The 24,309-nt window shown below is 69.4% G+C and carries 25 protein-coding genes and 1 pseudogene; 13 read left to right on the top strand and 13 right to left on the bottom strand.

Annotated features, from left to right (window positions below; all coding sequences use genetic code 11):
* Positions 1–1,054: 1,054 nt before the first annotated feature.
* Both ACIQ6R_RS26775 and ACIQ6R_RS26770 read left to right on the top strand, forming a co-directional pair.
* A complete protein-coding gene (locus ACIQ6R_RS26775) occupies positions 1,055–1,765 on the top strand; it encodes a hypothetical protein (protein ID WP_404223906.1) in 711 nt (236 codons plus the stop codon).
* Between the two features lie 178 nt (positions 1,766–1,943).
* Positions 1,944–3,137 carry a polyprenyl synthetase family protein gene (locus ACIQ6R_RS26770; RefSeq protein WP_404223904.1) on the top strand — a complete coding sequence of 398 codons (1,194 nt, stop codon included), beginning with the start codon at positions 1,944–1,946 and terminating at the stop codon, positions 3,135–3,137.
* A 90-nt stretch (positions 3,138–3,227) separates the two neighbouring features.
* Here the strand turns inward: ACIQ6R_RS26770 and ACIQ6R_RS26765 are convergent, their stop codons facing one another.
* From ACIQ6R_RS26765 to ACIQ6R_RS26750, 4 genes and pseudogenes are all read right to left on the bottom strand, one after another.
* Positions 3,228–4,097: an SDR family NAD(P)-dependent oxidoreductase gene (locus ACIQ6R_RS26765; RefSeq protein ID WP_404223902.1), complete on the bottom strand. Its 870-nt coding sequence runs from the start codon at positions 4,095–4,097 to the stop codon at positions 3,228–3,230.
* 49 nt (positions 4,098–4,146) lie between these two features.
* Positions 4,147–6,486 (bottom strand): alpha/beta hydrolase fold domain-containing protein, encoded by a 2,340-nt coding sequence (locus ACIQ6R_RS26760; RefSeq protein WP_404223901.1) that lies wholly within the window; start codon positions 6,484–6,486, stop codon positions 4,147–4,149.
* Between the two features lie 59 nt (positions 6,487–6,545).
* On the bottom strand, positions 6,546–7,103 hold the full coding sequence (locus tag ACIQ6R_RS26755; protein ID WP_404223899.1) for a nitroreductase/quinone reductase family protein: 558 nt from the start codon (positions 7,101–7,103) through the stop codon (positions 6,546–6,548).
* Positions 7,104–7,195: 92 nt separating this feature from the next.
* A pseudogene (locus tag ACIQ6R_RS26750) lies at positions 7,196–7,689 on the bottom strand (GTP-binding protein); the annotation flags it as partial.
* 28 nt (positions 7,690–7,717) lie between these two features.
* Between ACIQ6R_RS26750 and ACIQ6R_RS26745 the strand changes: the two are divergent.
* The 3 genes from ACIQ6R_RS26745 to ACIQ6R_RS26735 are packed head-to-tail and all read left to right on the top strand — an operon-like array spanning position 7,718 to position 10,151.
* A complete protein-coding gene (locus ACIQ6R_RS26745; RefSeq protein ID WP_404223898.1) occupies positions 7,718–8,521 on the top strand; it encodes an alpha/beta fold hydrolase in 804 nt (267 codons plus the stop codon).
* The gene (locus tag ACIQ6R_RS26740; protein ID WP_404223897.1) at positions 8,521–9,816 is read left to right on the top strand and encodes a PP2C family protein-serine/threonine phosphatase; all 1,296 of its coding nucleotides are present in this window, start codon (positions 8,521–8,523) and stop codon (positions 9,814–9,816) included. Before ACIQ6R_RS26745 ends, ACIQ6R_RS26740 begins: the two co-directional genes overlap by 1 nt.
* On the top strand, positions 9,813–10,151 hold the full coding sequence (locus ACIQ6R_RS26735) for an STAS domain-containing protein (RefSeq protein ID WP_404223895.1): 339 nt from the start codon (positions 9,813–9,815) through the stop codon (positions 10,149–10,151). The genes ACIQ6R_RS26740 and ACIQ6R_RS26735 overlap by 4 nt, the downstream gene beginning before the upstream one ends.
* Before the next feature lie 1,208 nt (positions 10,152–11,359).
* On the opposite strand, the gene ACIQ6R_RS26730 is transcribed toward ACIQ6R_RS26735, so the two are convergent.
* A complete protein-coding gene (locus tag ACIQ6R_RS26730; RefSeq protein ID WP_404186674.1) occupies positions 11,360–11,722 on the bottom strand; it encodes a helix-turn-helix transcriptional regulator in 363 nt (120 codons plus the stop codon).
* Between the two features lie 106 nt (positions 11,723–11,828).
* Here ACIQ6R_RS26730 and ACIQ6R_RS26725 point away from each other — a divergent pair, with 106 nt between their 5' ends.
* The 4 genes from ACIQ6R_RS26725 (at position 11,829) to ACIQ6R_RS26710 (ending at position 14,467) form a co-directional block, all read left to right on the top strand.
* Positions 11,829–12,209 carry an STAS domain-containing protein gene (locus tag ACIQ6R_RS26725; protein WP_404223894.1) on the top strand — a complete coding sequence of 127 codons (381 nt, stop codon included), beginning with the start codon at positions 11,829–11,831 and terminating at the stop codon, positions 12,207–12,209.
* A 947-nt stretch (positions 12,210–13,156) separates the two neighbouring features.
* Positions 13,157–13,618: a hypothetical protein gene (locus ACIQ6R_RS26720; protein ID WP_404223893.1), complete on the top strand. Its 462-nt coding sequence runs from the start codon at positions 13,157–13,159 to the stop codon at positions 13,616–13,618.
* Positions 13,615–14,115: a hypothetical protein gene (locus tag ACIQ6R_RS26715; protein ID WP_404223891.1), complete on the top strand. Its 501-nt coding sequence runs from the start codon at positions 13,615–13,617 to the stop codon at positions 14,113–14,115. Before ACIQ6R_RS26720 ends, ACIQ6R_RS26715 begins: the two co-directional genes overlap by 4 nt.
* 205 nt (positions 14,116–14,320) lie before the next feature.
* Positions 14,321–14,467 (top strand): hypothetical protein, encoded by a 147-nt coding sequence (locus tag ACIQ6R_RS26710; RefSeq protein WP_404223889.1) that lies wholly within the window; start codon positions 14,321–14,323, stop codon positions 14,465–14,467.
* A gap of 88 nt (positions 14,468–14,555) precedes the next feature.
* Here ACIQ6R_RS26710 and ACIQ6R_RS26705 read toward each other — a convergent pair whose 3' ends face one another.
* Complete coding sequence (locus tag ACIQ6R_RS26705) at positions 14,556–15,107, bottom strand: hypothetical protein (protein ID WP_404223888.1); 552 nt, start codon at positions 15,105–15,107, stop codon at positions 14,556–14,558.
* A 691-nt stretch (positions 15,108–15,798) separates the two neighbouring features.
* Positions 15,799–16,482 carry a TetR/AcrR family transcriptional regulator gene (locus ACIQ6R_RS26700; RefSeq protein WP_404223886.1) on the bottom strand — a complete coding sequence of 228 codons (684 nt, stop codon included), beginning with the start codon at positions 16,480–16,482 and terminating at the stop codon, positions 15,799–15,801.
* A gap of 107 nt (positions 16,483–16,589) precedes the next feature.
* On the opposite strand from ACIQ6R_RS26700, the gene ACIQ6R_RS26695 reads away from it, so the two are divergent.
* Positions 16,590–17,303, top strand: a complete 714-nt coding sequence (locus ACIQ6R_RS26695) for an NAD(P)-dependent oxidoreductase (protein ID WP_122216678.1) — start codon at positions 16,590–16,592, stop codon at positions 17,301–17,303.
* Between the two features lie 9 nt (positions 17,304–17,312).
* On the opposite strand, the gene ACIQ6R_RS26690 is transcribed toward ACIQ6R_RS26695, so the two are convergent.
* The 3 genes from ACIQ6R_RS26690 to ACIQ6R_RS26680 form a co-directional block, all read right to left on the bottom strand.
* Entirely contained in the window at positions 17,313–17,960 is a 648-nt protein-coding gene (locus ACIQ6R_RS26690) for a recombinase family protein (protein ID WP_404223884.1), read from the bottom strand.
* Between the two features lie 340 nt (positions 17,961–18,300).
* Positions 18,301–19,143 carry an SGNH/GDSL hydrolase family protein gene (locus ACIQ6R_RS26685; RefSeq protein WP_404223883.1) on the bottom strand — a complete coding sequence of 281 codons (843 nt, stop codon included), beginning with the start codon at positions 19,141–19,143 and terminating at the stop codon, positions 18,301–18,303.
* Positions 19,130–19,699, bottom strand: coding sequence for a PadR family transcriptional regulator (locus ACIQ6R_RS26680; protein ID WP_404223881.1), 570 nt, complete (start codon positions 19,697–19,699; stop codon positions 19,130–19,132). Before ACIQ6R_RS26680 ends, ACIQ6R_RS26685 begins: the two co-directional genes overlap by 14 nt.
* A 91-nt stretch (positions 19,700–19,790) precedes the next feature.
* On the opposite strand from ACIQ6R_RS26680, the gene ACIQ6R_RS26675 reads away from it, so the two are divergent.
* Positions 19,791–20,222 (top strand): nuclear transport factor 2 family protein, encoded by a 432-nt coding sequence (locus ACIQ6R_RS26675; protein ID WP_404223879.1) that lies wholly within the window; start codon positions 19,791–19,793, stop codon positions 20,220–20,222.
* 122 nt (positions 20,223–20,344) lie between these two features.
* Complete coding sequence (locus tag ACIQ6R_RS26670) at positions 20,345–21,274, top strand: transposase family protein (protein ID WP_404223878.1); 930 nt, start codon at positions 20,345–20,347, stop codon at positions 21,272–21,274.
* Here the strand turns inward: ACIQ6R_RS26670 and ACIQ6R_RS26665 are convergent.
* Positions 21,244–22,061 (bottom strand): IS5 family transposase gene (locus tag ACIQ6R_RS26665; protein WP_404223876.1). Its coding sequence is split into 2 segments (ribosomal slippage): positions 21,244–21,707 and positions 21,707–22,061, totalling 819 coding nucleotides; the frame shifts between segments, so codons are not numbered across the junction. The genes ACIQ6R_RS26670 and ACIQ6R_RS26665 overlap by 31 nt on opposite strands.
* Positions 22,062–22,359: 298 nt before the next feature.
* On the opposite strand from ACIQ6R_RS26665, the gene ACIQ6R_RS26660 reads away from it, so the two are divergent.
* Positions 22,360–23,184: an IS5 family transposase gene (locus tag ACIQ6R_RS26660; protein WP_404223874.1), complete on the top strand. Its 825-nt coding sequence runs from the start codon at positions 22,360–22,362 to the stop codon at positions 23,182–23,184.
* Positions 23,185–23,387: 203 nt separating this feature from the next.
* On the opposite strand, the gene ACIQ6R_RS26655 is transcribed toward ACIQ6R_RS26660, so the two are convergent.
* Both ACIQ6R_RS26655 and ACIQ6R_RS26650 read right to left on the bottom strand, forming a co-directional pair.
* The gene (locus ACIQ6R_RS26655) at positions 23,388–23,741 is read right to left on the bottom strand and encodes a hypothetical protein (RefSeq protein WP_404223873.1); all 354 of its coding nucleotides are present in this window, start codon (positions 23,739–23,741) and stop codon (positions 23,388–23,390) included.
* Positions 23,742–23,978: 237 nt separating this feature from the next.
* Positions 23,979–24,119, bottom strand: coding sequence for a hypothetical protein (locus ACIQ6R_RS26650; protein ID WP_404223871.1), 141 nt, complete (start codon positions 24,117–24,119; stop codon positions 23,979–23,981).
* Between the last annotated feature and the right edge of the window lie 190 nt (positions 24,120–24,309).

Here is a 24,309-nt window from a genome sequence, read left to right as displayed (position 1 = left end):
CTTTCGTGGCTGGAGTCCATGGGGATCCCGGGCAGCCCGGAGATGATCCGTCAGCAGATGCTCCACGACCTGCCAGCGCGGCCGGTCCTGGCCTTCCCCACCGCGCCGGCGGAAGAACTGAAGCGCATCAGCGGCTGGACGTCGCCGTGGGGGTTCTACGACCACCTCCTCACCGATCCGGCGCACAAAAGGGCGAGGCCGCGGGCGCTTCGCCCCGCCTGCGCAGCATCATGGCCGGATCAGTGGCCTGGGTGTCACGCTCGCCGCGCTACCGGCCGGAAGGCGACAGCGCCCTCCGGGTTCCCCGCCAGGACACCGACGACAGCGCCGAGCGCGCCCGGACACGCGCGCAGAACGGCGCCCTGCGCCAAACCGGCGGCACCAGAGCGGCACACCCACAGCCCGCCACGACCGCCGTAGTCGGTTCACGTCTCGACCAACCCCAGCGCGCGACAGGTTCCGCCCCGCGGGATGTGAACTCGTGCTCCTGCCGCCGGCCCGTATCTGTCCTTCGCTCCTGCTGGATCGATCACGAGGCCAGGGCGCGCGGCTGGTGAGGAACGAAGGGCGGGCGGCTGGTGAGGAACGGGAGGGTGACCACCGGGCGCGGCACCGGGCCGGCCACCGCGGGCACGCGCACTGCCCGTTCACGCGAACGTGTGGACCTGCACTGCGTGACGGGTACAGGCAACGGCGCAGGGGTAGGGCCGGGGCATGAGCCAGCCGGTCGAACTCCCGAACTTCTACCTGCCGTACCCGGCGCGGCTGAACCCTCATCTGCCCACTGCACGCGCGCACTCCATCGGCCGGGCCCATGAGATAGGCACGTCTTGCCGTCGGCCGTGACATCTGGGCTGTCGAGGCCGTTGCAGCAAGCGGAAGGCACTCCTGCGACGTGAGGTCCTGGAGGCCACACGGGAAGGTGAGCCCTCTCGACTGTCGCCTCTTCGGGGCACGTCGGGCCTTGGCGCTCGCCTGCAGGTGCCAGCCCTCGGCTGCACCACCCCCAGCACAGCAACCCCCGTCCGGCGATCTCAAGGGCAGGAGCTCCACCGTGGACAAGCAGCAGCCGCGACCTGGCCGGTGGTCGATGAGCGGGACGTTGCGGCTGGCCGTGTGGCGCAGTGCGCCCCAGCATCTGCCCGGCCAGTGGCGGTTGCCGATGGGCGCGCGGCTGTCGCTGGTGGGCGGCGCGGCCACCGTGATCACTCTGTGGGCGGACTGCCCGGCCGGCGGCTTCTTGCGCCGTCAGCAGCTGATGGTGGCCCTCGCTGTGTGCGACGGCCGTGGCCGTGCACTGTCGGTCACGGAGGCCTGGACGAGCGACGAACAGACGCCTGTGCCGGTGCTGTCGGATATACCGGCGCAGCGGGGAGCGTTCATCCTCGGCGGTACTGCTCTTACCAGCCGCACTGGACGGCGGGGCCTGGGCAGGGGAACCCACCGCGCGTGCATGATCCCCCAGGACGGGGCCGGGACCCACTCTGGCCGACAGCCTCCCGACGGGGTGACAGCGCTGCACCAAGACGTGCTGCGTCTTCCCCTGCGGCGGCCGCTGCGCACCCGGCTGCTGCAGCCGGCCCTCCTGGACCAGCCGCCCGCAGCGGCCCAGGACATGCCCCTGCACCTGACCGGCACGGCCAGGCTGGCCCGGGCCCGGCTCATCAGCCGGCCCAGCGGACCGCTGCACTACCTCACCAGCAGTCGGCCCCTAGCGGCCCTCACCGTGTACGACGCCTGTCTCACGGCAGGACCGCGGCAATGAGCGCCGTGTCACCGCACGGCTCGCGCCCCGGCCTCTGTTCAGCCGCTGCCCGACACTCGACCGTCCTCCCGCGGCTCAGCCCCATGCGGCGCCCGCCCCCTGGGCAGGGCGACCGGACCGCCGTTGCAGTCAGCTGGTCGCGTCCTTCCCACTTCGCCCCGCCGAGAAGGACCTCGTCATGACATCCGAAACCGCCGACACACCCGCGCGCCTCACCGACGGCCCAACGGACCATGCCCTGCGGGACAAGCCCGCCCTGCTGCGCACGCTGGACGACCTGGCATGCCGGATCGAAGACCAGCTCCAAGCGCTGTACCCGCCCACGCCCGAGGGGGACCACCTCACCGACCTGACCTCCTCGGCACCTTCCTGGGACGCTCTCGCCCCCGCACAGCAGCAGCAGACCCGCAGCCGCCTCCATGACGCGCTGACCACCCCGGTCCGTCACCTCATCGAGGCCGGCGGCCAACGCTGGCGGCACGGCCTGATGCTGGTCGCCATCGAGGTACTGGGCGGCGACAGCGAGCACTTCGCTCCCCTGGCGGCTTCCGTGGAGGCCATGCACACCGGCTCCCTCATGGTCGACGACGTCGAGGACGACGCTGTGCTGCGACGCGGCAGGCCTTCCGCACACCACGTGTACGGCACATCCGTGGCGCTGAACGCCGGAACGGCCGCCTACTTCGCCTTCGACACCGCCATCCGAACGACCGCCGCTCACGACCCGGTGCTGCGCGCCGGTCTGTACGAGACGTATCTGGCGGCGCTGCGGGCGGCGCACGCGGGCCAGGGGCTGGATGTGCGAGGTCACCGGGAGGAGATGGAGCGCACGCTGGGCGGCGGCTGCCCGCAGGAACTGCTGGCGTGCGTGCGGCTCGCCCATCAGTTGAAGTCCGGCGCGGTGGTTGGGGCGAGTCTGCGGATGGCGGGACAGGTCGTGGCGGCCGGGGAGACGACGTGTGCCGCTCTGTTCGCCTTCGGATCGGCGGTGGGCACGGCGTACCAGATCACCGACGACGTCGCCGACCTGCGGGGGGCGCAGCGCGGGGGCAGGGCCACCAAGCGGGTTGGGGAGGACCTGCACAACGGTAAGGTCACCATGCCGCTGGCCCACGCGGTGCGTCTGCTGCCGGCTGATGAGGCGGCACGGATGTGGGGCCGAGTGCGGGACGCCACGGCCGACGAGGAGACGGTCGCCGCGATCAGGGCGCGGTTGGAGGGGTGCGGTGCGCTCGATGCCTGCATGGCGGATGCGGAGGACTTGCTGGCCTCCACCTGGCGAGACCTGGAGCCGTTGCTGCCGCGGTCGCCGCGCACGGAGCTGATGTGGGAGATGGCTCGGCACGTCGTCTCCAGCCACCGCATCGCCTGACCCGGCGTCCAAGAACAGCAGCCGGAAAAAGGACCCCCGCCCGTCCGGCCCCGGGCGCGCCGTCCCCTTACCGGTGCGCCCCTGACGAGGTCAGTTGCCCGGACCGCCGCCGTGCTGCTTCGGTGCGGTCCGGCACCGCCGGAAGCGTCGTCTGCCGGTCTGGTCGGGACGCAGCGCCAGTTCGTCCATGCGGATGACGTCGTCCACCGCATCGCGTACGCCGTGCGGGAGCCGGGACGCGGCGGTCAGTGCCCAGCCCAGCAGAGGCGGGGTGTAGATACGGGGGCGGGGGCGGCGGATGGCCCCGGTCACGGCCCGCGCGACGTCGTCGGGCCGTAGAGCCGGGACCAGCCGGGGCCGCAGAGTGTGGCTGGCGTCGGTGGTGACCATGTACGGCAGCAGACAGGTGATGTGCACGCCGCTGCCGCGGATCTCGCGGCGCAGCCCTTCGGACAGGGTGACCACGGCGGCTTTGGTCGCGCTGTACAGGGCGAGGCCGGCCAGCGGCTTGACGGCGCACAGACTGGCGATGTTGATCACCTGGCCGCGACGGGCGGGCAGCATGTGGTGGAGAGCGGCGCGGCAGCCGTGGACGGTGCCGCCGAGGTTGGTGTGCCAGGCCCGGGACAGGTCCGTCCCGTTCTGTTCGGTGAGCAGCCCGCTCGGGATCAGCCCTGCGTTGTTGATCCACACGTCCAGCCGCCCGAACTGCTGCACGGCCGTCTCGGCGAGGGCATCCAGATCAGCCGCTTCGGTGACGTCGGCGCGCACCGCCGCGTGGGCGGGGGACAGGGCGTCGCGGGTGGCGTGAAGCCGGGCCACGTCCACGTCGGCCAGGACCAGCCGGTACCCGTCACGGTGCAGCCGGGTGGCGATGGCCTGTCCGATACCGCGGGCCGCGCCGGTGACCACGACGACGGGAGTATCGAGCCGTTGGGGGAGGGGTGCTGCGTCATGCACGGTGCAGGTCTCATCTCATTCGCGGGAACGTCCTGGGCGGGCCGGCGGGTCACAGGCCGTGCTCGCCGGCAGCAGGCAGCTCGAGGTGGAAGTCGCTGTCCTCGATGCGGCGCAGCAGGCGCCGGTGGCGTCGGGTGGACCAGGGCCAGGTCTCGGGCACTCCGTCGGGCCCGGTGTACCAGTTGGCACAGCCGCTGGCCCACACGGTGTCCCGCGCTGCCCGCCGCAGTTGGTCGTTGAAGTCGGCCGTGGCCGCGGTGGTGGGGTGGACGGTGCGTACTTCGCCGCGCGCCAGCCGCTTGATCCACTGTGTGATGTAGTCGGCCTGTGTTTCGGCGATGGCGATGAAGGAGTGGTTGCCGATGGGGCTGTGTGGTCCCATCAGCAGGAAGAAGTTCGCGAAGCCGGGCACGGCCACGGTGCGGTAGACGAAGGCACCGTCCGCCCATACGTCCTCAAGGCGGGTGCCGGCGTGGCCGTGCACCGCCATGGGGCGCAGATAGGCGTGCGTGTCGAATCCGGTGGCCAGCACGATCGCGTCCACACGGTGCAGCACGCCGTCGGCGGTGACGATGCCGTGCTCGTCGAAATGGCTGATCGGCTCGGTCACCAGCGTCACGTCCGGGCGCTGCACGGCCGGGTAGAAACCCGCGGAGAACACCTGCCGCTTGCACATCGGCCGGTAGTCCGGCGTCAGCTTCGCGCGCAGCGCGGGGTCTGCGACCGCGAGACGCAGGTGCAGGCGGCACGCTTGCGCCAGGGTCCACCGCAGCAGGCCCGGACGGGTCGCGGCGAGACCGAAGACCTCCTGCACGAGCCGGTAGAAGTGGTAGGAGACCCGGCGCAGCGGGGGGACGTTCCGCATCAGCGCCCGGACGGCGGGGGACACCTTCCGGTTGGGCACGGGAAAGATCCATTGCGGGGTCCGCTGGAACAGGTGCAGGTGTTCGGTCCGCCCGGCCAGCGCAGTGGTGATCTGCACCCCGCTGGACCCGTTGCCGATGACCGCGATACGCGCGCCGGTCAGCGCCGCGCCGTGGTCCCAGGCGGCCGAGTGGAACACGGGACCTCGGAAGCGGTCCTGGCCTTTGAAGTCGGGCGTGTGCGGGACCCGCAGCACTCCGGTCGCGGCGACGAGCACGTCGACGTCGTCGAGTCCGCCGTCGGCCAGCCTCAGCCGCCACCGGCCCTGCTGCCACCGGGCTTCCACGACCTCGCTGTGCGTGCGGATGTGCCCCTGGAGACGGAACGTGGCGGCCGTGTCCAGCAAGTACTGGCGCACCTCGTGCCCGGGAGCGAAGCGGTACTGCCAGGCAGCCGACAGGGCGAAGGAGTAACAGTAGAACTGGGAGGCGACATCGCAGGCCACACCGGGATAGGTGTTGTCGCGCCAGCTGCCGCCCACCTCACCGGCCTTCTCGAACAGGGTGAAGTTCTCCAGCCCTGCCTGACGCAGTTTCACCCCCATACACAGGCCCGCCGGCCCCGCTCCCACGATCCCGACCCGCGGTCCGACTGCACGGAGGCGGTCCCCGCTCGACTGGTGATCGGGCACGAGCCGGATCAGCGACTGTGCGAGCTGGCCCACCGCCCGGCGCGCCGCGGGCAGGACCCCTGCCCAGAAATGGAAGTCGTGCCAGCAGCCGGGATTGCGGTGATGCACCACGTCCACCCCGGCACGAGCAGCCCGTTCCTGCAGCTGTTCGGCCTCCGGGGCCAGCGGATCGTCACCCGCGGACGAGATCACGAGCGGCGGCAGACCCTCGAAACGGCCGTGCAGCGGAGAGACGGCCGGATCCTTCACGGCACGTCCAGCCGTGTATGCCCGCGCCCAGCGAGCCAGCACCCCAGGGCTCAGCATCGCGTCCGCCCGACCGCCCGGCCGACTGCCGGCCACGTCCGGCGACATGTCCGCCCACGGACACACCATCAGCACAGCGGCAGGCAGCGGAAGGGAGCGGTCGCGCAGCGTCATCACCAGCGCGAGGGCAAGGCCAGCACCGACCGAGTCCCCGCCCACCACGACGCGTCCCGGCGCCGTCCCCTCCGCGAGGAGGCGCTGATAGGCGTTGACCGCGTCCACCAACGCCGCCGGCGCCGGATGCTTCGGTGCCAGCCGGTACCGCGGAACCACGACCCGCGCCGCCATCGCTCGCGCCAGATGACAGGCCATGACCCGCACCTGACGCGGAGAACCCAGCACACCACCGCCCCCGTGGAAGTACAGCACCACACGCTGCGGCACCACTTCCCGGACACTCACCACCTCGCCGGCCAAACCCTCGGCCGCGTCCACGGCCACCGCCGGTTGCGCCCGGGCCGGGATCATCCGCGAAGCCGCCCCCAGCAGCGCCCGCTGTACAGCGACGGGCGCAAGGGGGACGAACATTGCCGCAGAGGAGACGCGCACGAGGCTGCGAAGCAGCCGGCCCCGCCAGTTCATGGTGCTCAACGCCCGCCGCCGTCCGGTACCGGCTCGCTCGTCTCCCCCCGCTCCGTCCGTGCCGAACGCGCCGCAGGGGCAGGAGACGGCTTCGCAAGCGGTTCGAGAAGGAACAGCCGCAGACCACGGTCGCAACGCTGCTCGTAGGCCTGATAGCTCCGGGCCATTGCCACGAACGCCGACCACAGCCGCACCCGCTCCGTACCGCTCACCAGCCGGGCCCGCACCGCGACCTCGCGGCCCCCCACCACCACGGACGCCTCCGGACACGCCAAGAGGTTCGCCGTCCATCCCGGATGCTGATCCTTGCCGAAATTCGAACCCACCACCGCGAACGACCCCTGCCACGGCACATACAGCAGCGGCGAGCGCCGGGTAAGCCCACTGGACCGGCCCGTCGTCACCAGCAGAAGGGACGGTGCACCCAGGACCTGGCCAAAGCCCCACCGCCCCTTGCTGACCCGGCCGAGCCACCCATCGACAGGAGCGAAGCACCTGGCAGCGAGCCGACTGAACCACACCGGGGCCTTCCCCCGCTCAAACCATCCCAGCCCGCGCCGCATCCCTCGCCTTCCCGTTCAGCCACACACCAGTCCGGAGACGACGCTTCCGCATCGGGCCAGCGCCACGCCAGTCCGTGCCGCCCCACAACCCTCTAACGAGGGAACACAGACCGGGGGCAGCGCGCGTACACGACGGCGTACACCCGCCCCGCACGCGCCGCCCGGGCGTCTGCCCGGCGGCCGGTGACCCGGTCGGCGACCGCTGGACGCCGTCGGGCGAGGTGAGGCTGGTGAGGGCGTACGGCAGGTCCTTGCGCTGCTTGCGGGTGTCGGACCTCATGGCGTCCAGGCCGACGCCGACGGAGGGGGGGGGCAGGTCGGCCGTGTTGACGACGAGGCGGTCGGCGGCGGTGACGCCGGGGCCGCCCTTGCGGGGGACGTCGTCGCCGGTCACGTCGATGACGCAGACCTGGGTGCCGACGAGGCCGCGGGAGAAGGTCGCGGTGAGATTGTCTCCGCCGGGCTCGACGAGGCTCAGGTCGAGCGGGTGCGGGGTCTGCTCGAGTTCCTCGACCGCTTCGAGGTGGGCGGAGATCTCGTCCCGGGCGGCGGTGTGCGGGCAGGTCGTTCGTGGCCGTGCCGGGGGAGTGGACAGAGCCTGAGAGAGTGGGGGGGTGGATATCGAACGCAGGAACAACGTCACGGTCACCGGTAACCCGTCGGGGCGGGCGGTGGTGCTGGCTCATGGGTTCGGCTGTGATCAGAACATGTGGCGGCTGACCGTGCCTGCTCTGGTCGATGACTACCGGGTGGTGCTGTTCGATTACGTCGGCGCGGGCCGCTCGGACCTGTCCGCGTTCTCGGAAGATCGTTACGCCTCGCTGGACGGTTACGCGAAGGATGTGGTCGAGGTCTGTGAGGCGCTCGATCTGCGTGATGCGGTGTTCGTGGGCCATTCGGTCAGCGCGATGATCGGCGTGCTGGCGGCTGGCAGGGCGCCGGAGCGTCTCGGGGCGCTGGTGATGGTCGCTCCGTCCCCTCGGTACATCGACGACGACGGTTACCGGGGCGGCTTCAGCGCCGAGGACATCGCCGAACTTCTGACCTCTCTGGAGTCGAACTACCTGGGCTGGTCGGCGGCCATGGCACCAGTGATCATGGGCAACCCGGACAGGCCCGAACTCGGTGAGGAACTGAAGAACAGCTTCTGCGCCACCGACCCGGACATGGCCCGCGTCTTCGCCCGGACCACGTTCCTGTCGGACTCGCGGGACGACCTCAAGGCGGTGGCGGTGCCGACGCTGATCCTGGACTGCACCCAGGACGTCATCGCCCCCCGGGAGGTCGGCGCCTTCGTCCACCGGACGATTCCCGGCTCGAAGCTGGTGACACTCGACGCGACCGGGCACTGCCCACACCTTTCCGCGCCCGAGGCCACCAACGAAGCGATCACCGACTTCCTGGCGCGCCTGCCGTGATGTGCCGCACCGGGCAGGAGTCCGGCCCGCACGACGCCGACAAGGAGAACAGCGATGACGGATCGGCCGCGGCGTTCGCCGCGCTGCTGGAGGACAGCGTCGAGGAGCTCTACGAGAACGCGCCCTGCGGATACCTGTCCACGCTGATGGACGGCACCATCGCCAAGATCAACACCACGTTGCTGGACTGGCTCGGCCTGGAGCGGGAGGCGGTGGTGGGCCGGATGCGGTTCACCGATCTGCTGACTGTGGGCGGCAAGCTCTACCACGAGACGCACTTCGCGCCCCTGCTGCGGATGCAGGGCGAGATCGGCGGAATCGCCCTGGAGATCAAGGAGGCCGGCGGCGGGCGCATGCCGGTCCTGGTCTCCTCCGTCGTCAAACACGGCAGCAGCGGAGAACCCCAGCTGATCCGCACCACCGTCTTCGACGCCCGCGACCGCCGCGCCTACGAGCAAGAACTCCTGAGAGCCCGCGAAGCGGCCGAGCAGGCGCGCAAGGAGGCGGAGGCGGACCGTGCCCGACTGCAGGACGCCCTGGCCGTGCTGCAGCAGTCGCTGCTGCCCGCCACCCTGCCCTCGATGCCCGGACTGGAGGCGGCCGCCCACTACCGCACCGCCTCCCCGGACCGGCTCGGCGGCGACTTCTACGACGTGTTCCCCCTCGACGCCGATCGCTTCGCCTTCTTCCTCGGCGACGTGTGCGGCAAAGGGCCGCAAGCCGCCGCGGTCACCTCACTGACCCGCTACACCCTGCGCGCCGCCGCCGTGCACGACCCCGACCCCGTCTCCGCCCTGACGACCCTCAACAAGGTGCTCCATGAGCGCTACACCGGCGGTGACCCGCGCTACTGCACCACGATCTTCGGCACCCTGGACCCCGACCCCACCACGGGGCGGGTCACCGTCCGTCTCGCCGCCGGCGGTCACCCTCCGGCCCTTGTCCTGCGCGGCCACGGGAAGGCCGAACACCTCCCTACTCCCGGCGGCCTCCTCGTCGGAGTCCTGCCCGCCCCCACCTTCACCGCCGCCACGGCAGTGCTGGAACCCGGGGACACGCTCGTGCTCTACACCGACGGCCTGACCGAGGCCCGCACCGGCGAGGACCGCACCGCCCTCTACGGCGAAGAGGCTCTGCTCCAATTCGCCGCCGACCACGCCGGCCGCCCCGCCGAAGACGTGATCCAGGCCCTCACCGGCCTGCTGGACGACCTCGGTGACGGCCTCGACGACGACACCGCCCTCCTCGCCCTCGGCGTCCCCACCCTCACCCCCCGGACCGAAGCCACCGCATGAACCCGCTGCAGACCACCACCCGCCACGCTCCAACCGGACCCGTCCTGGAGATCAACGGCGACCTCGACTACACCACCGCCGGCGAACTCCGCGCACTGATCACCGCGCTCACCCTCAAGCCAGGCCAGCGCCTCGTCCTGGACCTGGCCGGCCTGGAGTTCTGCGACTCCAGCGGCATCACCGCCATGATCGCAGCCCACAACCACGCCCGCACCGCCCAGGCCGACGTAGCACTCGCTGCCGTCCCCGACCACACCCTGCGCGTCCTACGGCTGGTCGGACTCGACCAGATCTTCCCCCTCCACCCCGACAGCGCCGCCGCCACACAGCCATGACCCGAGGGCGCGGCAGACACTACGGCGCCACCCGCGGCGACGGCGCCGCGCAGGCTGCGGATGCCCGCCGGCCCGTACGCGCCCTCCGCGCAGAACGCTGCACCCGCGCCGGGGCCGCGCCGGGCCGTGATGGTGTGCCGCCGGGCTGGACCCCCGCTGAAACGGCACCGGGCTCCCCAGGGCTGAGGCGGCTGAAGCAGAAGCCCCCTGGAGGAACGAAACTCCGTCACAGCGGCGGATGCCCGGAAGACGCCCACCGGCCTCACGAGCAGTCTGAAGACCATCCGGCAGTATGAGACGGAACCGCGGTCGCCGACCCCCGGCTGACTCGGCGACGAGGTCTGGGATGTACGCCGGTGCGCCCGGTGACGGGCTGCTCGGCCCCGGCAGGCCCGACAGCCCAGTCGAGGGCGGGCCGCCTGTCTACCCGTCGGCGATATCGGCTGCGCCCAGGTCCGCCGTGCGCGTTCGCCCGTTCCGAAGGCTTCGTCGTCTACGCCCGAGGCGGCGGCGGCGGCCGCCGCGTCGCGGTGAGGCTGCGCGTGAAGTCGCCGCTCATGGCTCGATGCAGAGAACGGCCGCTCCCTGACGCGACGCGCGGTCCGCTGCGCTCCCTCGCGCTGCGGACCCAAGCTGCGCTTGGGACCACCGGGGCCGGCGCCCTGCGGGCGCACCGCGGTCCCACCGAGCCCCCGGCCCACCGCGCGGCCCTCGCTTCTCTCGTCGTCGCGGCTCATGCCCGGACAACACCGTGCGCGACGGGGGCTGGTACCGCGGCGGCCTCCGCTGTGGCCCGTTCGATGCCCATAGGCGGCCGGGGGACACGGCGATCCGCACCGTCGCGCTGCGGCAGAAGTCCCCGGCACGCGAGGTGCGCCCCGGAGGCTGGGGACGGCGGCGCGAGGAGCAGCGTCGGCACGGCGGCCACCACGGCCCGGCCCGCAGCCGGCGCCGAAAGCTCGCTGATCGTCGCACCGCTGCAAACGATCACATGCTATCGAGGACACGACGGGCAGCCGAGTCGACCACGGACGTACCGCTGTCGCACCGCTGAACGCGAGCAAAGCCGTTCGTGGGAAGCGCGGTTGCCTCGGCTCGGTATCCAGGCGGCCCGGGCGCCTCGCGCTTGCCGGCCGCGGGGATCCCTGGGGACCGCTCTGCCGCTCCCCAGGGCGCCGTAAGGCGGGTGCCGCGGCCGGCGCCTCTCGCTATCGCGTGCCGCCGGTAGTGGTCGGGTGGGGTGCGTGGCTGTCCGGCTCGCGTGTGCGGTCGGTTTCGTCCTGCACGAGCAGGGAGAGCAGCGCGGCCACGGTCAGGCCTGCTTCCGCGGGGTGGCGCAGGACCTTGTGGGGCTGGATGCGGTAGGTGTTGGTGCGGCCGTCGCGTGTGTGGGAGAGGTAACCGTCCTGCTCGAGGTCGGAGATGATCCGCTGGACGGCGCGTTCGGTGAGACGGCAGTGGGCGGCGATGTCACGGATCCGGACATTCGGATTGTCGGCGATGGCCGCCAGCACGCGCGCGTGGTTGGTGACGAACGTCCATCCGCTGTGAGAGCCAGGCACTTCAACCATGCACAGCATTCTAGGGACCGCCTTTGCGCGACAAGCAATACATGACATACTTTTCACGCAACACGTGACGTAAATCTGTTCGGGGCAGCCAGAGGAGGGGCCCGGGGTGTCGGTGGACGAAGCGGCGGGGCAGCCGAGGAGCACCGGCGGCAGTCGGCTGCCGGTGACTGACGGGGCCACGGTGGTGCAGTACGAACGCTGCGGTGCCTGGGTGGTCGGCGCGCGAGGCCCTTATGACATGTCTACGGTCACGCCGCTGGCGGACGCGCTGGACACCGCGGCCAAGGAACATCCGAAGGTGGTCCTGGACGCCTCCGGCATCACCTTCGCGGACTCCGCGCTGCTGAACCTGCTGATCCTCACCCACCAGGCAGCCGACTTTCGCGTGGCCGCCCCCGCGCGGCAACTGAAAAGACTGCTGCAGCTCACCGCGGTCGACACCGTCCTGACGGTAAGGGAGACGGTGGACGAGGCCGCTGCCTGCTAGACCGCCCCGCACCCACCACGACGCGGCATGCCTGCCCGACTGACATCAACCAGACACAGAAGCGCCCTTACGTACAGGAAGGGAACGGCCCCGGGCGTCCTTGCCGAGGCGAGGCACCCGACGTTCCGGCTCGGAGGAGAGGGGTCACCACGATCCCTCCGGCGGAGAAAGGTACTGCGGGGCGGCTGCGGCCCGGTTCGCCCAGGCGCGCACCGAACACGACGTGTGGCCCACCGGCTTCACCAGCAGGGCGCTCGAGGACGCCACGTACACGTCACATACTGATCATCGTCTGCTCATACAGTGCCCTGGCCCGTACCCTCACTACCACCGCCCTGGGCATCGCCTACGACCGAGCAGCCGACCCCTGCGCATGCCGACAGAAGCGTTCACACATGTCGGTCAGCAGTGCCTCGCGTTGAGCGGACAGCAACAGCTTGTCAGGGATGGCCGAACGGGCCGACTGTGTGCCGCTGTCAGTGCTCGCGGACCGGGGCAGTGGGGCAGGGAACGATGGCGTGCCCTCCCTCGAATGAGGGTCTGGCCGACCGGACGGGCCGCTTCATCGTGCTGGTTGCTCAAATCATGCTCAGGAAACGCACCTGTGATGGTTGTGAGCATGACGTTGCGTCTAGCATTCGGGGCACTCGATCGCCACGGGGGGCGATCCACCAGGAACTGGTGGCTTCATGAGCAGAGCCCGCATACCCAGAAAAGTGCTGGCCCTTACCTGCTTGTCTGTCATCGCCGGACTGACCACCGGCGGCACAGCATTCGCTGAGGAGCCGTCACCGACGGCCACCGACTCCACAGTCGTCGAGACCGCTCCGCCGCCACAGCCTGAGGAGACCGACCTCGTGGAGGGCGCTCCCACCGGCGAGGCTCCTGCGTCAACAACATCGCCCGCACCTGATGCCACCGCGGGAGACGACGAGAACGACCTGCCGATGTCCAAGCCGAGCGCCACCCTGGACGCGAGGCCCTGCGAACCGGGCTACCGGTACACGCCCACCAGCAAGGACAAGGACTACCACAAGGGCGTTGGTGCCGAGCAGGCCAACTACAACGGCACCTCGCGTACCGCGAGGTCCACCTTCACCTCCGAGGTAACCGGAAAGGTCGGCATCGCTTACACCGGTGAGCTGAAGGTCGGAGCCTCGGTCGTGGTCGCCGAGATCGAGGGCAAGTTCAGCGTCAACGTGGCCGTGGAACTCACGGCGAAGCTGGGCAACACTATCGCCGTCGACACTCCGTCGAAGCGGACCACCCACGCCCGCTACGGGGTGTACCGGCTCAAGTCCCACGGCTACAACCAGTACGTGTACGCCAACTGCACCAGGGGCGTGAAGAAGAACGTGACCGTCCACACGCCCCGCCGGACCGGCTGGGTGCTGTGGGAAACCAAGTGACGGTCCGCCGCAGGACAGCGGCGCCAGCCCTTTTGCTGCTGACCCTGGCGGCGGCAGGCTGCACCTCCGGCAACGAGACGGATGACACCCCCACGACTCCAACCCCCAGGACATCGAGCCCGCCGACCAGTAAGCACAGCGGTACACTCACGCCGCCGGAACTCGATCCCGAGGCCGGTGAAGTCGTAGCCGGCCAGCGTGGTGAGACTCGCGGCAACGCGAGCTTCTCCTACGACGCGGGCTCCCGGGGCAAGGCGCTCATCGTCGTGGTCAGTTGCCGGGGCACAGGCACCATCAAGGTGTCGGTCCCCGTACTGGGAACGGACTTCCCGCTTGAGTGCAGCACGGCAGAGCCCGCCGTGACCTACAACCAACTCATCATGAATGCCGCCCACAAGGCCGGCACCGTGGCAGTCACCGCGCCCTCGACCGTCACCTGGGCCCTCACCGTCGGACGCGGCAACGCTGCGGAACAGGAGTCCCCCACAACGGGATGACATCCGCCACCAGCCCGGCACGCTGACGGCCAGTCCGCATTATGAGGGCTGGCCGGCACCGTGACTGGACCAAAGGCGACGCGGTCGCAAGTGGTACGACACGGCGCATGAATTGGCTGCGGAAATCGCTGCGAGAGACAAGCACGCCGCGTCCTTGAGGTTCGCGGCGAACGTTCCGTTCACCGCAGCTCATGCGGTGGACGCGATGGACTGGAGGAACGTGGACTGGCCGGTGGCCCACGCTGCTGCGGTCGCCTGGCACGCGGTGAAGGCGGGCGAGCTGCTGACGGTCCTGTCGCTGGAACCCGAGCTGTACGCGGGTATCGGCAGCACTCCGCTGAACCCCGCCTGATCCGTGCCGTCGCAGGGCCGAATCCCGCGGGAGACGGCCCCCTTCTTCGGTCAGCGCCCGGCGTGCAGGCGCACCTGCCGGGCGACGATCAGGCCACGCCAGCGGCTGCGGTGTCCTGTTCACTGTCGAGCCACCGGACTACGGCAGCCTGATCGACGGGCATGTCGGCCAGGAGCTGGGCGATGTCGACGAAGTAGGCGTGATCGTCGGCGGATGTCTGTTCCCGTAGGCGGGCGGTGGCGGCGTGCAGTGCGGTGTGGTCGTCGAGGACGGCCTGGTGGAAGGCGCGGGTCAGTTCGATCGCGGGTGTCAGTGAGGTGAGGCCCGCGATGTCGAGTTCGGTGCGCAGCGTGGTGATCGGGTCGTCGACGCCGTCGCTGCCGGTGTCGCGGATGAGTTCGGCCCGGCAGACGTTGATGGTGGTGGTGCGCGGGTTGAGGCCGGTCAGGAGCTGGTGGGCGAGGTCGATTTCCGTGTTGGCCTGGTCGGGGGCGTAGAGCGCGATGGCGAAGGCGCGCAGGGCCTGGTTGTGGGCAGCCTCGCCGGTCTTGCCGTGCTGTTCGGCTTCGGTGCGTCCGGCGAGGTAGGCCGCGGCGGCGCGCTCGGGGTGGTCTTGAAGCCAGTACAGGTCGCCCAGCACGCGTTGGTGGCGGCCTTTCCAGCCGAGGGTCTGGGCGGCGGCGAGGGGGGGGTAGGGGAGTCGCTGGCCAGGCAGGCGGCGTAGGCCAGGCCGCGGCGGGCGGCCGGGGCGAGGCGGCCGCCCTGGTCGGCGACGTGCTGGTAGTCGCGGCATGATGGGGCGGCTCGGCCGGTGTCGCGCAGCGCCTTGGCCCGGTAGTAGAGCGCCATCTGCTGAGAGTCGGCGGGCAGCAGGCCGGCGTCGAGGTCGGCGGTGAGCCGGCTGACGGTGCGAGCGCGGTGCTCGTGCTGGCGGCGGGTGAGGGTGCTGAGGAGTTCCACGAGGGCGTCGGCGGGCGCGCCGGGCGTGGGGGCGTCGGGGGCTGGTCGGGTGATCGGCTCCCAGACAGAATCGCCGACGTAGGTCCAGGCGGCGTCGGTGAGCCAGCCAGGGTCGAGGTTGTAGTCCCGGGCGATGGTGAGGTCCTGACGCAGGCAGCCCACGAGGAGCCGACGGTCGCGGCTGGTGCCGGTGGTCCACTGCTCGCCCGAGGCGGTGAGGGCCCGCTGGGCTGCCTGGCGCCAGTGGCGCGCCGACCAGCGGTCGTCGGCCTGGCCGTTGCCCACATGCACAACCTCGCCCTCGCATCATGACTGCGTGCCGGGCGCCGTGGGTGCTGTGCGGGACTTTCGAACCCCATCCCGCGTACTCGTCATGTGCTCGCGGCCTCGTCTGGGTGGAGGGCGTCGAGGATGAGGGCGAGCCCGAAGGTGAACTCGCCGGCGTAGTCGTAGCCGGGCTTGAGGACGTGCTCGGTGGCCAGTTCGGTGAGGTGGGGGTAGGTGTCGGCGGGCATGTCGCGCAGGATGGCACCCGCTACCTCGTCCAGCTCCGCCGCGCCCCTGAACGGCAGGCTCAGCTCCTGGAGCACGAACCCGTACAGATAACTGTCGATCAGCGAGACGGCGTGCGCGGCCATGGGGACGGAGAACCCTCCGGCGCGCAGCGCTCCGATGACGGCGTCGTGATGGCGCAGGGTCGCCGGGCCGGGCTGGGATCGGGAATCCATGAGGCCGACGGCCCAGGGGTGGCGCAGGAGGACGGCGCGGGCGGAGTCCGCGCGGTGGCGCAGGGCACTCTTCCAGTCCGTGCCGCGCGGCGGTAGGTCGATCTCGCCGAACACCGCGTCCACCATGCCGTCGAGGATGTCCTCCCGGCCCGCGACGTGGTGGTAGAGCGACATCGCCTCGACGCCCAGCGGTTCGGCGATGGCCCGCATGGTGAGCGCGGCCGCTCCCTTCTCGTCCGCCACTGCCATCGCCGTGCCGATCACGCGCTCGCGACTGAGCGGAGTGCGCGCCGACGCCCCCCGCCGGCCCGTGTTTCCCTCGCGCATCCAGGCCCTCCTTCTGGCGTCTTCGGCGCTTCCCTTGACCGCCTTACAGCATAAGGCTAGCTTACCTTACAACATAAGGTAGGCATCCCGTTGAAAGGGGCCGAGCCATGGGCACGGATCGCGTGAAGAAGGTCTGCATCATCGGGGCCTCGGGGAAGCTCGGGCAGTACATGGTCGGGCACGCGCTGGAGCGCGGCTACGAGGTGGTGGGGGTGTGCCGGGAGCGCAGCGTGCCGAAGCTGGCCGCGTTCGAGGGCCGGATGACCGTCGTCCCCGGAGCCACCAACGACCCGGAGGTGATCCGGCGGGCGGTCGCCGGATGCGACGGCGTGCTGACGGTGCTGGTGCCGTGGGGGGTCCGGCAGTACGCGTCGGGCACCGCGCAGGCGGTGCTCGACCACGCACGGCCGGGCGCGCGCCTGGTCTTCTCCTGCGGCTGGCACATTACGCGCGACGGCAAGGACAGGTACTCACGGCTGTTCACCCTGGGCGTCCGGATCGCCGCCGTGCTGGGCAAGCTCGTCCGCGCTGTCGAGATCGACGACCAGGTCGAGGCGTGCCGACGGGTGTTCGCCAGCGACACCCGGTGGACCGTGGTGCGCGGCAGCTCCCTGGAGGAGGGCGAGAGCCAGGGCCTGCCCGTGTGGAGCCGGCACGTGGGCGACCCGGTACTTGCCGGCAACCTGACGCGGCGGGTGGACTTCGCGCTGTTCATGGTGGAAGCGCTCACCGACGACACGCTCGTCCGGGAAGCCCCGGCGATCGTCGGCTGCCTGACCCCCAGCGCCCTCGCCCACGCCGGGGCGTCGCAGGCCCCCTAAGACTGTGTCCTACGTGGTGAGGCGGATAAGTCGCTTGTAGCAGCACAGGGCGGCGGCGAGTCCGAGAAAGGCCAGGTAGTTGCGGGGGTCGCGTTCGTAGCGAGGGCTGAGCCGACGGTATCCGGACAGCCACGACATGGTGCGCTCGATGACCCAGCGGCGGCGCCCTAAGCGTTCGCTGGACTCGACGCGCTTGCGGGCGGACGCCTGGCCTTCGAGGGACTTCTCCCGGATGTACTCGCGCTCGGACTCGGCCATGCCGGCGAAGAACGCGAAGAGGGCTGCGCCGTGCCCGGACGGGTCGTAGACCCCTTGGAGGGGGCCGGTGAGGCGTTCGAGCTGGATGTCGTGGTGGCGCAACTCCTCGGCGATGGCCAGGAGCTCGGCGGCGCCGCGCCCCAGGCACTTCATCTCGTGCACGGTGAAGATCACCCGCTGGTGCGGGACGGCCTTCTTGATGGTGCGGGCGAAGTCCATCGCCTTGACGAACTCCGGCCGGACCTTGATCCGGGTGCTGATCTTCTCGGAGAAGACGGGATCGCAGCCCGCTTCTTCGAGGGCGTCGAGCTGGCTTTGGAGTTCTTGCTGGGCGGTGCTGCACCTCGCGTACCCCACTCTTGTGGGCTTCGTGGTGGCCTCGGGCACCGCGGCGTCCATGGCCGGGCCCATCTCCCACGCATGGTCCGGTCCGCGGCCGGCGGGGGGCGGACTTCGAGTTCGGCGCGGAGTCGGGGGACGAGCATGAAGCGCGGGGTGTGGTACTTCGGGGCGACTTTGCCGCCGCGGGTGCGGCAAGTGCTTCCGGCGGGCACCTCACAGGTGGGGCCGTCGAACTGTTCGACGGCGGTGGCTGGCTCGGCGAGGTCCGGTATGTCGCAGAACCTATCGCGAGGGGCTTTCTGCGAATGCTGTTTTGCGAGAGGTTATGCGAATGAAGACCGCAGACCCCCACCGGACACGGTCCGGTGGGGGTCTGCGGTCTCTCAGAACTACTCATTCATGAGAGTGACGGATCGTCGGCGGAGCGTAGACCGGACTGTTCTGTTCCGCTGCCAGGGAGTGCGTGGACAGGTCGGAGCTGCGGGCGTTTTGCTGTTCTGCCGTTTCCGGAAGACCGGCCGCGCAGACGCCTGCCGAACCAGGGGCCGAGGAATGAGGCAGCCCAGCGCAGTTCGGCGGCGGTGGCGTGCCATCCGGCGGGAGTGGGTGCTTCCGGGGGAGGCAGTGGGTGCGTCCAGGAGTTGCTGCTGCCGGGTAGTCGGAGGGCGTGGGCGATGGCGGCGGCGATCCGTTCGTGGCCGAGTGGGCTGGCGTGGAGCCGGTCGGGGCTCCATATGCGGGGATCGGTGACGACCTCATGGCGGAAGGTCTCGGCGACAGCGACTCCGTGCCGGAGTGCTGCTTCACGGATGCGGTGGTTGAGAGCGACGACGCGGGAGCTGATCGGGCGACCGAGTGGGGTGATCCGTGTGACGTCGGGGAAGGTGAGGGTAGCCACGCAGGCACCCTGAGCGGTGAGCGTGGCGAACATCGCCTCCAGGTGGCCGGCGACCTCGTCGGCGTCGAACCGGGGACGCAGCAGGTCGTTGACCCCGGCGACGACGGTGGCCAGGTCGGGACGCAGGGCGATGGCGGGGCGGAGCTGTTCCGCGCGGACCTGCCCGGCGGTGCGGCCGCGCACGGCCAGATTGGCGTACTGGACCCCCGGGCAGTGCTCGGCGAGTTGTTCGGCGAGCCGGTCGGCCCACCCCCGCAGACCCATGATGTCGTCACCGTCGCCGAGCCCCTCGGTCTGACTGTCACCCAAGGCGACATAACGCAGGTACTCACCGCTCGACATGAACCGTCTGCCTCTCCCGCAGGATCGCCGCGCTGCGCTCGCACCAGTCTCGGTTGCCCTGCTCGAAGGCAAGGCCGGCCAGGCACGTGAGATAGGGCCCGATCCGTTCGCCGTGGCGCAGGAACTCCTCCTCGCTGCGGTCATCGCGCATCTTCCGCAGCATCCTCCCGAACAGCTCGACCTTGGCTCCGGCCACGGCGGCCCGTTCCATGAGCTGCGCGATGACCTCCTCGGTGTCGATGCGATCGGAGGCATGGACCTTGACCAGCAGATCCTCACGGATGAAGGAGGGCTTGGCGGAGGCGGCCGCGAACCGTTCCAGTTCGGCGAGACCGGCCTCGGTGACCTTGAACAGGCGCTTGTTCGGCCGGGTGTCCTGAACCACTTCCCGGCCCGTGACCAGCCCGTCCCTCTCCAGCTTGGCCAGCTCCGCGTACAGCTGTTGAGGCAGCGCGTGCCAGAAGTTGGCCACACCCATGTCGAACGACTTGGCCAACTGGTACCCGCTCAGCTCCTCACCCAACAGCGCCGCCAGAACCGCCTGACGCAAAGCCATCGGACCGCCTCCTCTCCCTCTAGCCATCGAGTCTCCACTCATGATACTCAAGAAAATGACTAATCAACTTTAAGAGTATTGAGGAGAAGCCGTGGCCACAGCAGACCTCTTCCGCGCCGCCGTCGAAAACCGCGACCTCACTGCCCTGGACAACCTGTTCACCGATGACGTCCGCTTCTACAGCCCAGTGAAGTTCACCCCGTTCGAGGACAAGCCCATGGTCCTTGGGCTCTTCGGTGTCCTGCTGCGGACCTTCGAGGACTTCCGCTACATCGGGGAGTTCGACGGCACGGCAGAGACGAGCGCCGACGGCCGTGAGGCCCCATCGACGATCCTGCTGTTCCGGGCCACCGTGAACGGAAAGCAGATCCACGGCATCGACCTGCTGCAGTTCGACGCGGAGGAAAGGATCAAGGAATTCACGGTGATGGTTCGCCCGCAGTCCGCAGTGCAGGTCCTGGGCCAGGCAGTCCTCGCCGGCCTGGTCGCCGACGGGTATCTCCCAGCCCCGGCAGATCACTAGGAGGAGGGCACGTCGTAGCCCGAGGATCATCCGCTGGTCCGGGCCGAGCACCCCGGAAGCGCCAAGCCTGGGGCCTGCGTCTTCTCACCGGCTCCACTCACGCGACTCGTCGTCCTTCCACCGTGCGGACGACGCCCTCGGCCCGCCATGGACCGCACGATGCCGGCCCGGCCGCGGGGGCGCATCGGCTGTTCACGGGGCTCTCTCGACCTCATCTTGTTTGTCTGGTCGAAGAGTTGGCCGAGCCGTGGCAGGCCGGGGTCGAAGGTCGTCGCCATGCGACGCGGGGCGGGGCCAGGAAGCGGGCTGCGGGTGCCGGCGCCAGCCATCAGTTGGTATTCGTCGACAGGCTGGTGGCCACGCTGATCCATCTGAGGCACGGCCTGCCGCACTCGGTGCTGGGCCTGCTGTTCGGTGTCGACCGTTCCACGGTCACCCGGGCGATCGGAGAGGTGCGCACGCTCCTGGCGGAGCGGGGGTGCACGGTTCCCGACCGTCCCGGCCTGCGGCTACGGACGCTGACGGATGTATTTGCCTATGTCCAGGCTGAAGGCGTCGAGCTGCGTCTGGACGCCACCGAGATCCAGGTCCGTCGGCCACCGGCCGGCCGCGGCGGACGTCGTGCCTTCGTCTCGGGCAAGAAGAAGCAGAACACGATGAAGGCCACCGTGATTGCTGACTGGCGCGGCCGCACGTTATGGACCGATGCCCTGCGACCTGGGTGTCTGCACGACGCGACGGCCACACGCAACGAAGGCATCGCCGTCTGCTTCCAGCACTTCCCCGACGTCGAGGTCCTCCTGGACGACGGCTATCTCGGCCTGAGCCGCGACCACCGTGGCCAAGCCATCACACCGCCCAGAAAACCGCGGCCGGGGGCACTGCCCGGCAGGGTCGAGCAGTGGGAACGGGACCGCCACGGGCACTCCTCCGACCGCATCACCGTCGAACACGCCCTCGCCGATCACAAACGCTGGAAGCAACTGACCCGCTATCACACACCAACTCGTAAGACGGTGTCCTACGTGGTGAGGCGGACGAGTCGCTTGTAGCAGCACAAGGCGGCGGCGAGGCCGAGAAAGGCCAGGTAGTTGCGGGGATCGCGTTCGTAGCGAGGGTTGAGCCGGCGGTAGCCGGACAGCCACGACATCGTCCGCTCGATGACCCATCTGCGTCGCCCTAATCGCTCGCTGGACTCGATGCCCTTGCGGGCGATGCGCACGCCGATGCGCTTCCCGCGGAGCCATCTGCGCAGGTCGGCCCGATCGTAGGCTTTGTCGGCGTGTAGGCGCTGGGGCTTGAAGTACCGGCCGTGGTGGGGGTCGTGTCTCGTTTGGTGACCCTCGACCATCGGCTTCAGCCCTTCGCTGTCGTGGACGCTGCCGGCGGAGACGCCGACGAGGAGGGGCGGTCCGTTCGAGTCCGACAGGACGTGCATCTTGGAACCCGGCTTGCCCCGGTCCACGGGACTCGACCCTGTGTGTCCGCCCCTTTTTTAGCGCGGACGTGGGCGGTGTCGAGGACGACGCGGGTGACGTCGACGAGGCCGGCGTCGTCAAGCCGGTGCAGCACGGCCTCGTGCAGTCGGCCCCAGACACCGGCTCTCGACCAGATCAGGAACCGGCGGTGAGCGGTCGACTTCGACACCCCGAAGCACGGCGGCAGAGCCCGCCAGGCGCAGCCGCTGACCAGCACGTAGATGATGGCGGCGAAGAGCGTCTCATCAGGCGTGTCCTGCGTTCCGCCGCCCTGAGGCCGTACCTTCGACGGCGGGATCAACGGCTTCGCGATCTCCCACAGCCCGTCCGGAACGATCCAGCTCCACGTATCCCGCCCCATGCCGAGTTCAACGATGCCTCACCACGTAGGACACCGTCTTAGTGAGCGTTTGGTTCCGATACTGGATGGTTCGCGTAGATTTCAAGGAGCCATATCGAGCGCCTAGCGATGCGATTCGCCGGAAAACATAGCTTCTGCGGTAATCGGTAGAGCGGTAATGCGCCGGTTTCTTGGTGAGAGCTCCTGTCTCATTCAGGAACCCACCGGTTCGCACCGAGTTGAAAACACACGCCCTGGTGCACCCGGCACCCCCGCACACGCCCTGCTCAGGCCGGCATCCGCCACGTACGCAGACACCATGCGATCCTCACGCCCCTACCCCAGCGACCTGTCCGACGCCCGCTGGGAACTCGTCCGCCCCACCCTCGAAGCCTGGCGCCAGGCCCGCAACGGCATCCGCAAACCCACCCACGACCTGCGCGCCCTGATGAACGCCATCCTCTACGTCGACCGCACCGGCATCCCCTGGCGCTACCTGCCCCACGACTTCCCACCCCACCAGACCGTCTACGGCTACTTCGCCCGTTGGGAAGCCGACGGCATCTTTGACCAGCTCACCGGCCTGCTACGCGGCAAAGTCCGCCAAGCCGAAGGCCGCACCAGCGAGCCCAGCGCCTGCCTGATCGACAGCCAGAGCATCAAAACCTCCGCCACCGTCCCCCTGACCAGCCAAGGCGTCGACCCGGCCAAGAAGATCATCGGACGCAAGCGGCACATCGTCACCGACACCCTCGGCCTCCTCCTGGCCGTCACCGTCACCGCCGCCAGCGTCCACGACTCCGCCGCCGGCACCCAACTCCTCGCCGACATCGCCGCACGCCACCCCACCATCACCAAAGCCTGGGCCGACAACGGCTACAAGACCAAAGCCGTCGAACACGCCGCACAGATCGGCATCGACCTCGAGATCGTCCAACGCGACCCCACCACCCGCGGCTTCCACGTCCAACCCCGCCGCTGGGTCGTCGAACGCACCCTCGGCTGGCTCATGCACCACCGCCGCCTGGCCCGCGACTACGAAGCCCACCCCCACCGATCGGCAGCCATGATCCAACTCGCCGCCATCAACCTCATGACCCGCCGCCTCACCCACGAAACCACCCACAACTGGCGCGAGAGCTAAGCCAAATGAAACAGACAACCGAGAATCAAACGCTCACTTAGCCTCGCAGTCGACCACATCAGCGTGAACCAGGCACGCGGACGCGGATTCAGATTCAAGGGACCCGAGCGGGTAGGGATTACGTGGGTGAGCGAAGAAGCCGCGTAACCAACGGTGGAAGGGGCTGACTCTGAATAGTCAGCCCCTTCCACACTAAGAAGCGCTTACCCGGCAGCCCAAACGGCGACGCTGACCGTGCCAGACTTGCGCCACCCGGTCGAGTAGGTTTCACTGCTAGGCGTTCCTAGCGTCGGCGATGTCCAGGATCCAATCTTGATCGCGGCGTAGGCTGCCTTCCTGTCGTTCGTGTTGGTGTCGTAGAGGGTTCCCCGAACCAGGGTTTCACCATCGCCGTTGACGCACCTGCTGTACGTGATCTTTGCGCCAGTGACTTCCTTCGTCTGGGCTTTCAAGCAGCTGCCTGCCGCAGTGGCCGACGTGGCGGTCAGCGCGGTCAGACCGCTCACAGCCAGGACGACGCTCCCCGTCACAGCAGCAAGGTGCCTTACAGCCGTCATATGTAACTCCCCATTTCAGTACGAGCGTCCATGCTCGCTTCGTGACACATGCACCCCAGCATGGAGAGCCCCCGCTGCCCTGCGTACCTATAACGTTCCAGGGTCTGAGCCGTCGCGCTCACGCTGCCATGCACCAGACCACAGCGGAGGGCGCGGGAATCCCCTGCCTGACCTGGGGTGATGCAAGAGTGTTGGTTTGTACTTGATCTCTGTACACCATAAGAGTTCGTAACGCGATCATGATCCGGCCTTCTTGAGCCGTCGCCAGCAGATGAGGCTGCAGCCCAACGAGACGAAGGCGTCGTGGAGTTCGAGGCGTTGCTCCCAGCGCGCGGCCAGGCGTTTGAACTGGTGGAGCAGAGCGAAGGTGTGCTCCACGACGTAGCGGAGCTTGCCCAGACCTTTAGACGGTGTCCTACGTGGTGAGGCGGACGAGTCGCTTGTAGCAGCACAAGGCGGCGGCGAGGCCGAGAAAGGGACTGCTGCACGGATAGGTGATACCTGACCTGGCTTGCTGAGAGGCGGCCTGGAAGGATGTTGCAGTGCCCAAGCCGTATCCGAAGGAGTT

The sequence above is a fragment of the Streptomyces sp. NPDC096048 genome, from assembly GCF_044763415.1.
Lineage (GTDB): Bacteria > Actinomycetota > Actinomycetes > Streptomycetales > Streptomycetaceae > Streptomyces.
The sequence above is the reverse complement of the archived record's forward strand: the minus strand, read 5'-3'. Positions and strand labels throughout refer to the sequence as shown.

Bases quoted from the DNA above. Each gene is read 5' to 3' on its own strand.
- ACIQ6R_RS26770 (WP_404223904.1), top strand. From the start codon at position 1,944: ATGACATCCGAAACCGCCGACACACCCGCGCGCCTCACCGACGGCCCA.
- ACIQ6R_RS26760 (WP_404223901.1), bottom strand. From the start codon at position 6,486: ATGTTCGTCCCCCTTGCGCCCGTCGCTGTACAGCGGGCGCTGCTGGGG.
- ACIQ6R_RS26755 (WP_404223899.1), bottom strand. From the start codon at position 7,103: ATGCGGCGCGGGCTGGGATGGTTTGAGCGGGGGAAGGCCCCGGTGTGG.
- ACIQ6R_RS26740 (WP_404223897.1), top strand. From the start codon at position 8,521: ATGTGCCGCACCGGGCAGGAGTCCGGCCCGCACGACGCCGACAAGGAG.
- ACIQ6R_RS26735 (WP_404223895.1), top strand. From the start codon at position 9,813: ATGAACCCGCTGCAGACCACCACCCGCCACGCTCCAACCGGACCCGTC.
- ACIQ6R_RS26730 (WP_404186674.1), bottom strand. From the start codon at position 11,722: ATGGTTGAAGTGCCTGGCTCTCACAGCGGATGGACGTTCGTCACCAAC.
- ACIQ6R_RS26720 (WP_404223893.1), top strand. From the start codon at position 13,157: ATGTCCAAGCCGAGCGCCACCCTGGACGCGAGGCCCTGCGAACCGGGC.
- ACIQ6R_RS26710 (WP_404223889.1), top strand. From the start codon at position 14,321: ATGGACTGGAGGAACGTGGACTGGCCGGTGGCCCACGCTGCTGCGGTC.
- ACIQ6R_RS26700 (WP_404223886.1), bottom strand. From the start codon at position 16,482: ATGCGCGAGGGAAACACGGGCCGGCGGGGGGCGTCGGCGCGCACTCCG.
- ACIQ6R_RS26695 (WP_122216678.1), top strand. From the start codon at position 16,590: ATGGGCACGGATCGCGTGAAGAAGGTCTGCATCATCGGGGCCTCGGGG.
- ACIQ6R_RS26690 (WP_404223884.1), bottom strand. From the start codon at position 17,960: ATGGACGCCGCGGTGCCCGAGGCCACCACGAAGCCCACAAGAGTGGGG.
- ACIQ6R_RS26685 (WP_404223883.1), bottom strand. From the start codon at position 19,143: ATGTCGAGCGGTGAGTACCTGCGTTATGTCGCCTTGGGTGACAGTCAG.
- ACIQ6R_RS26680 (WP_404223881.1), bottom strand. From the start codon at position 19,699: ATGGCTTTGCGTCAGGCGGTTCTGGCGGCGCTGTTGGGTGAGGAGCTG.
- ACIQ6R_RS26660 (WP_404223874.1), top strand. From the start codon at position 22,360: ATGCGATCCTCACGCCCCTACCCCAGCGACCTGTCCGACGCCCGCTGG.
- ACIQ6R_RS26655 (WP_404223873.1), bottom strand. From the start codon at position 23,741: ATGACGGCTGTAAGGCACCTTGCTGCTGTGACGGGGAGCGTCGTCCTG.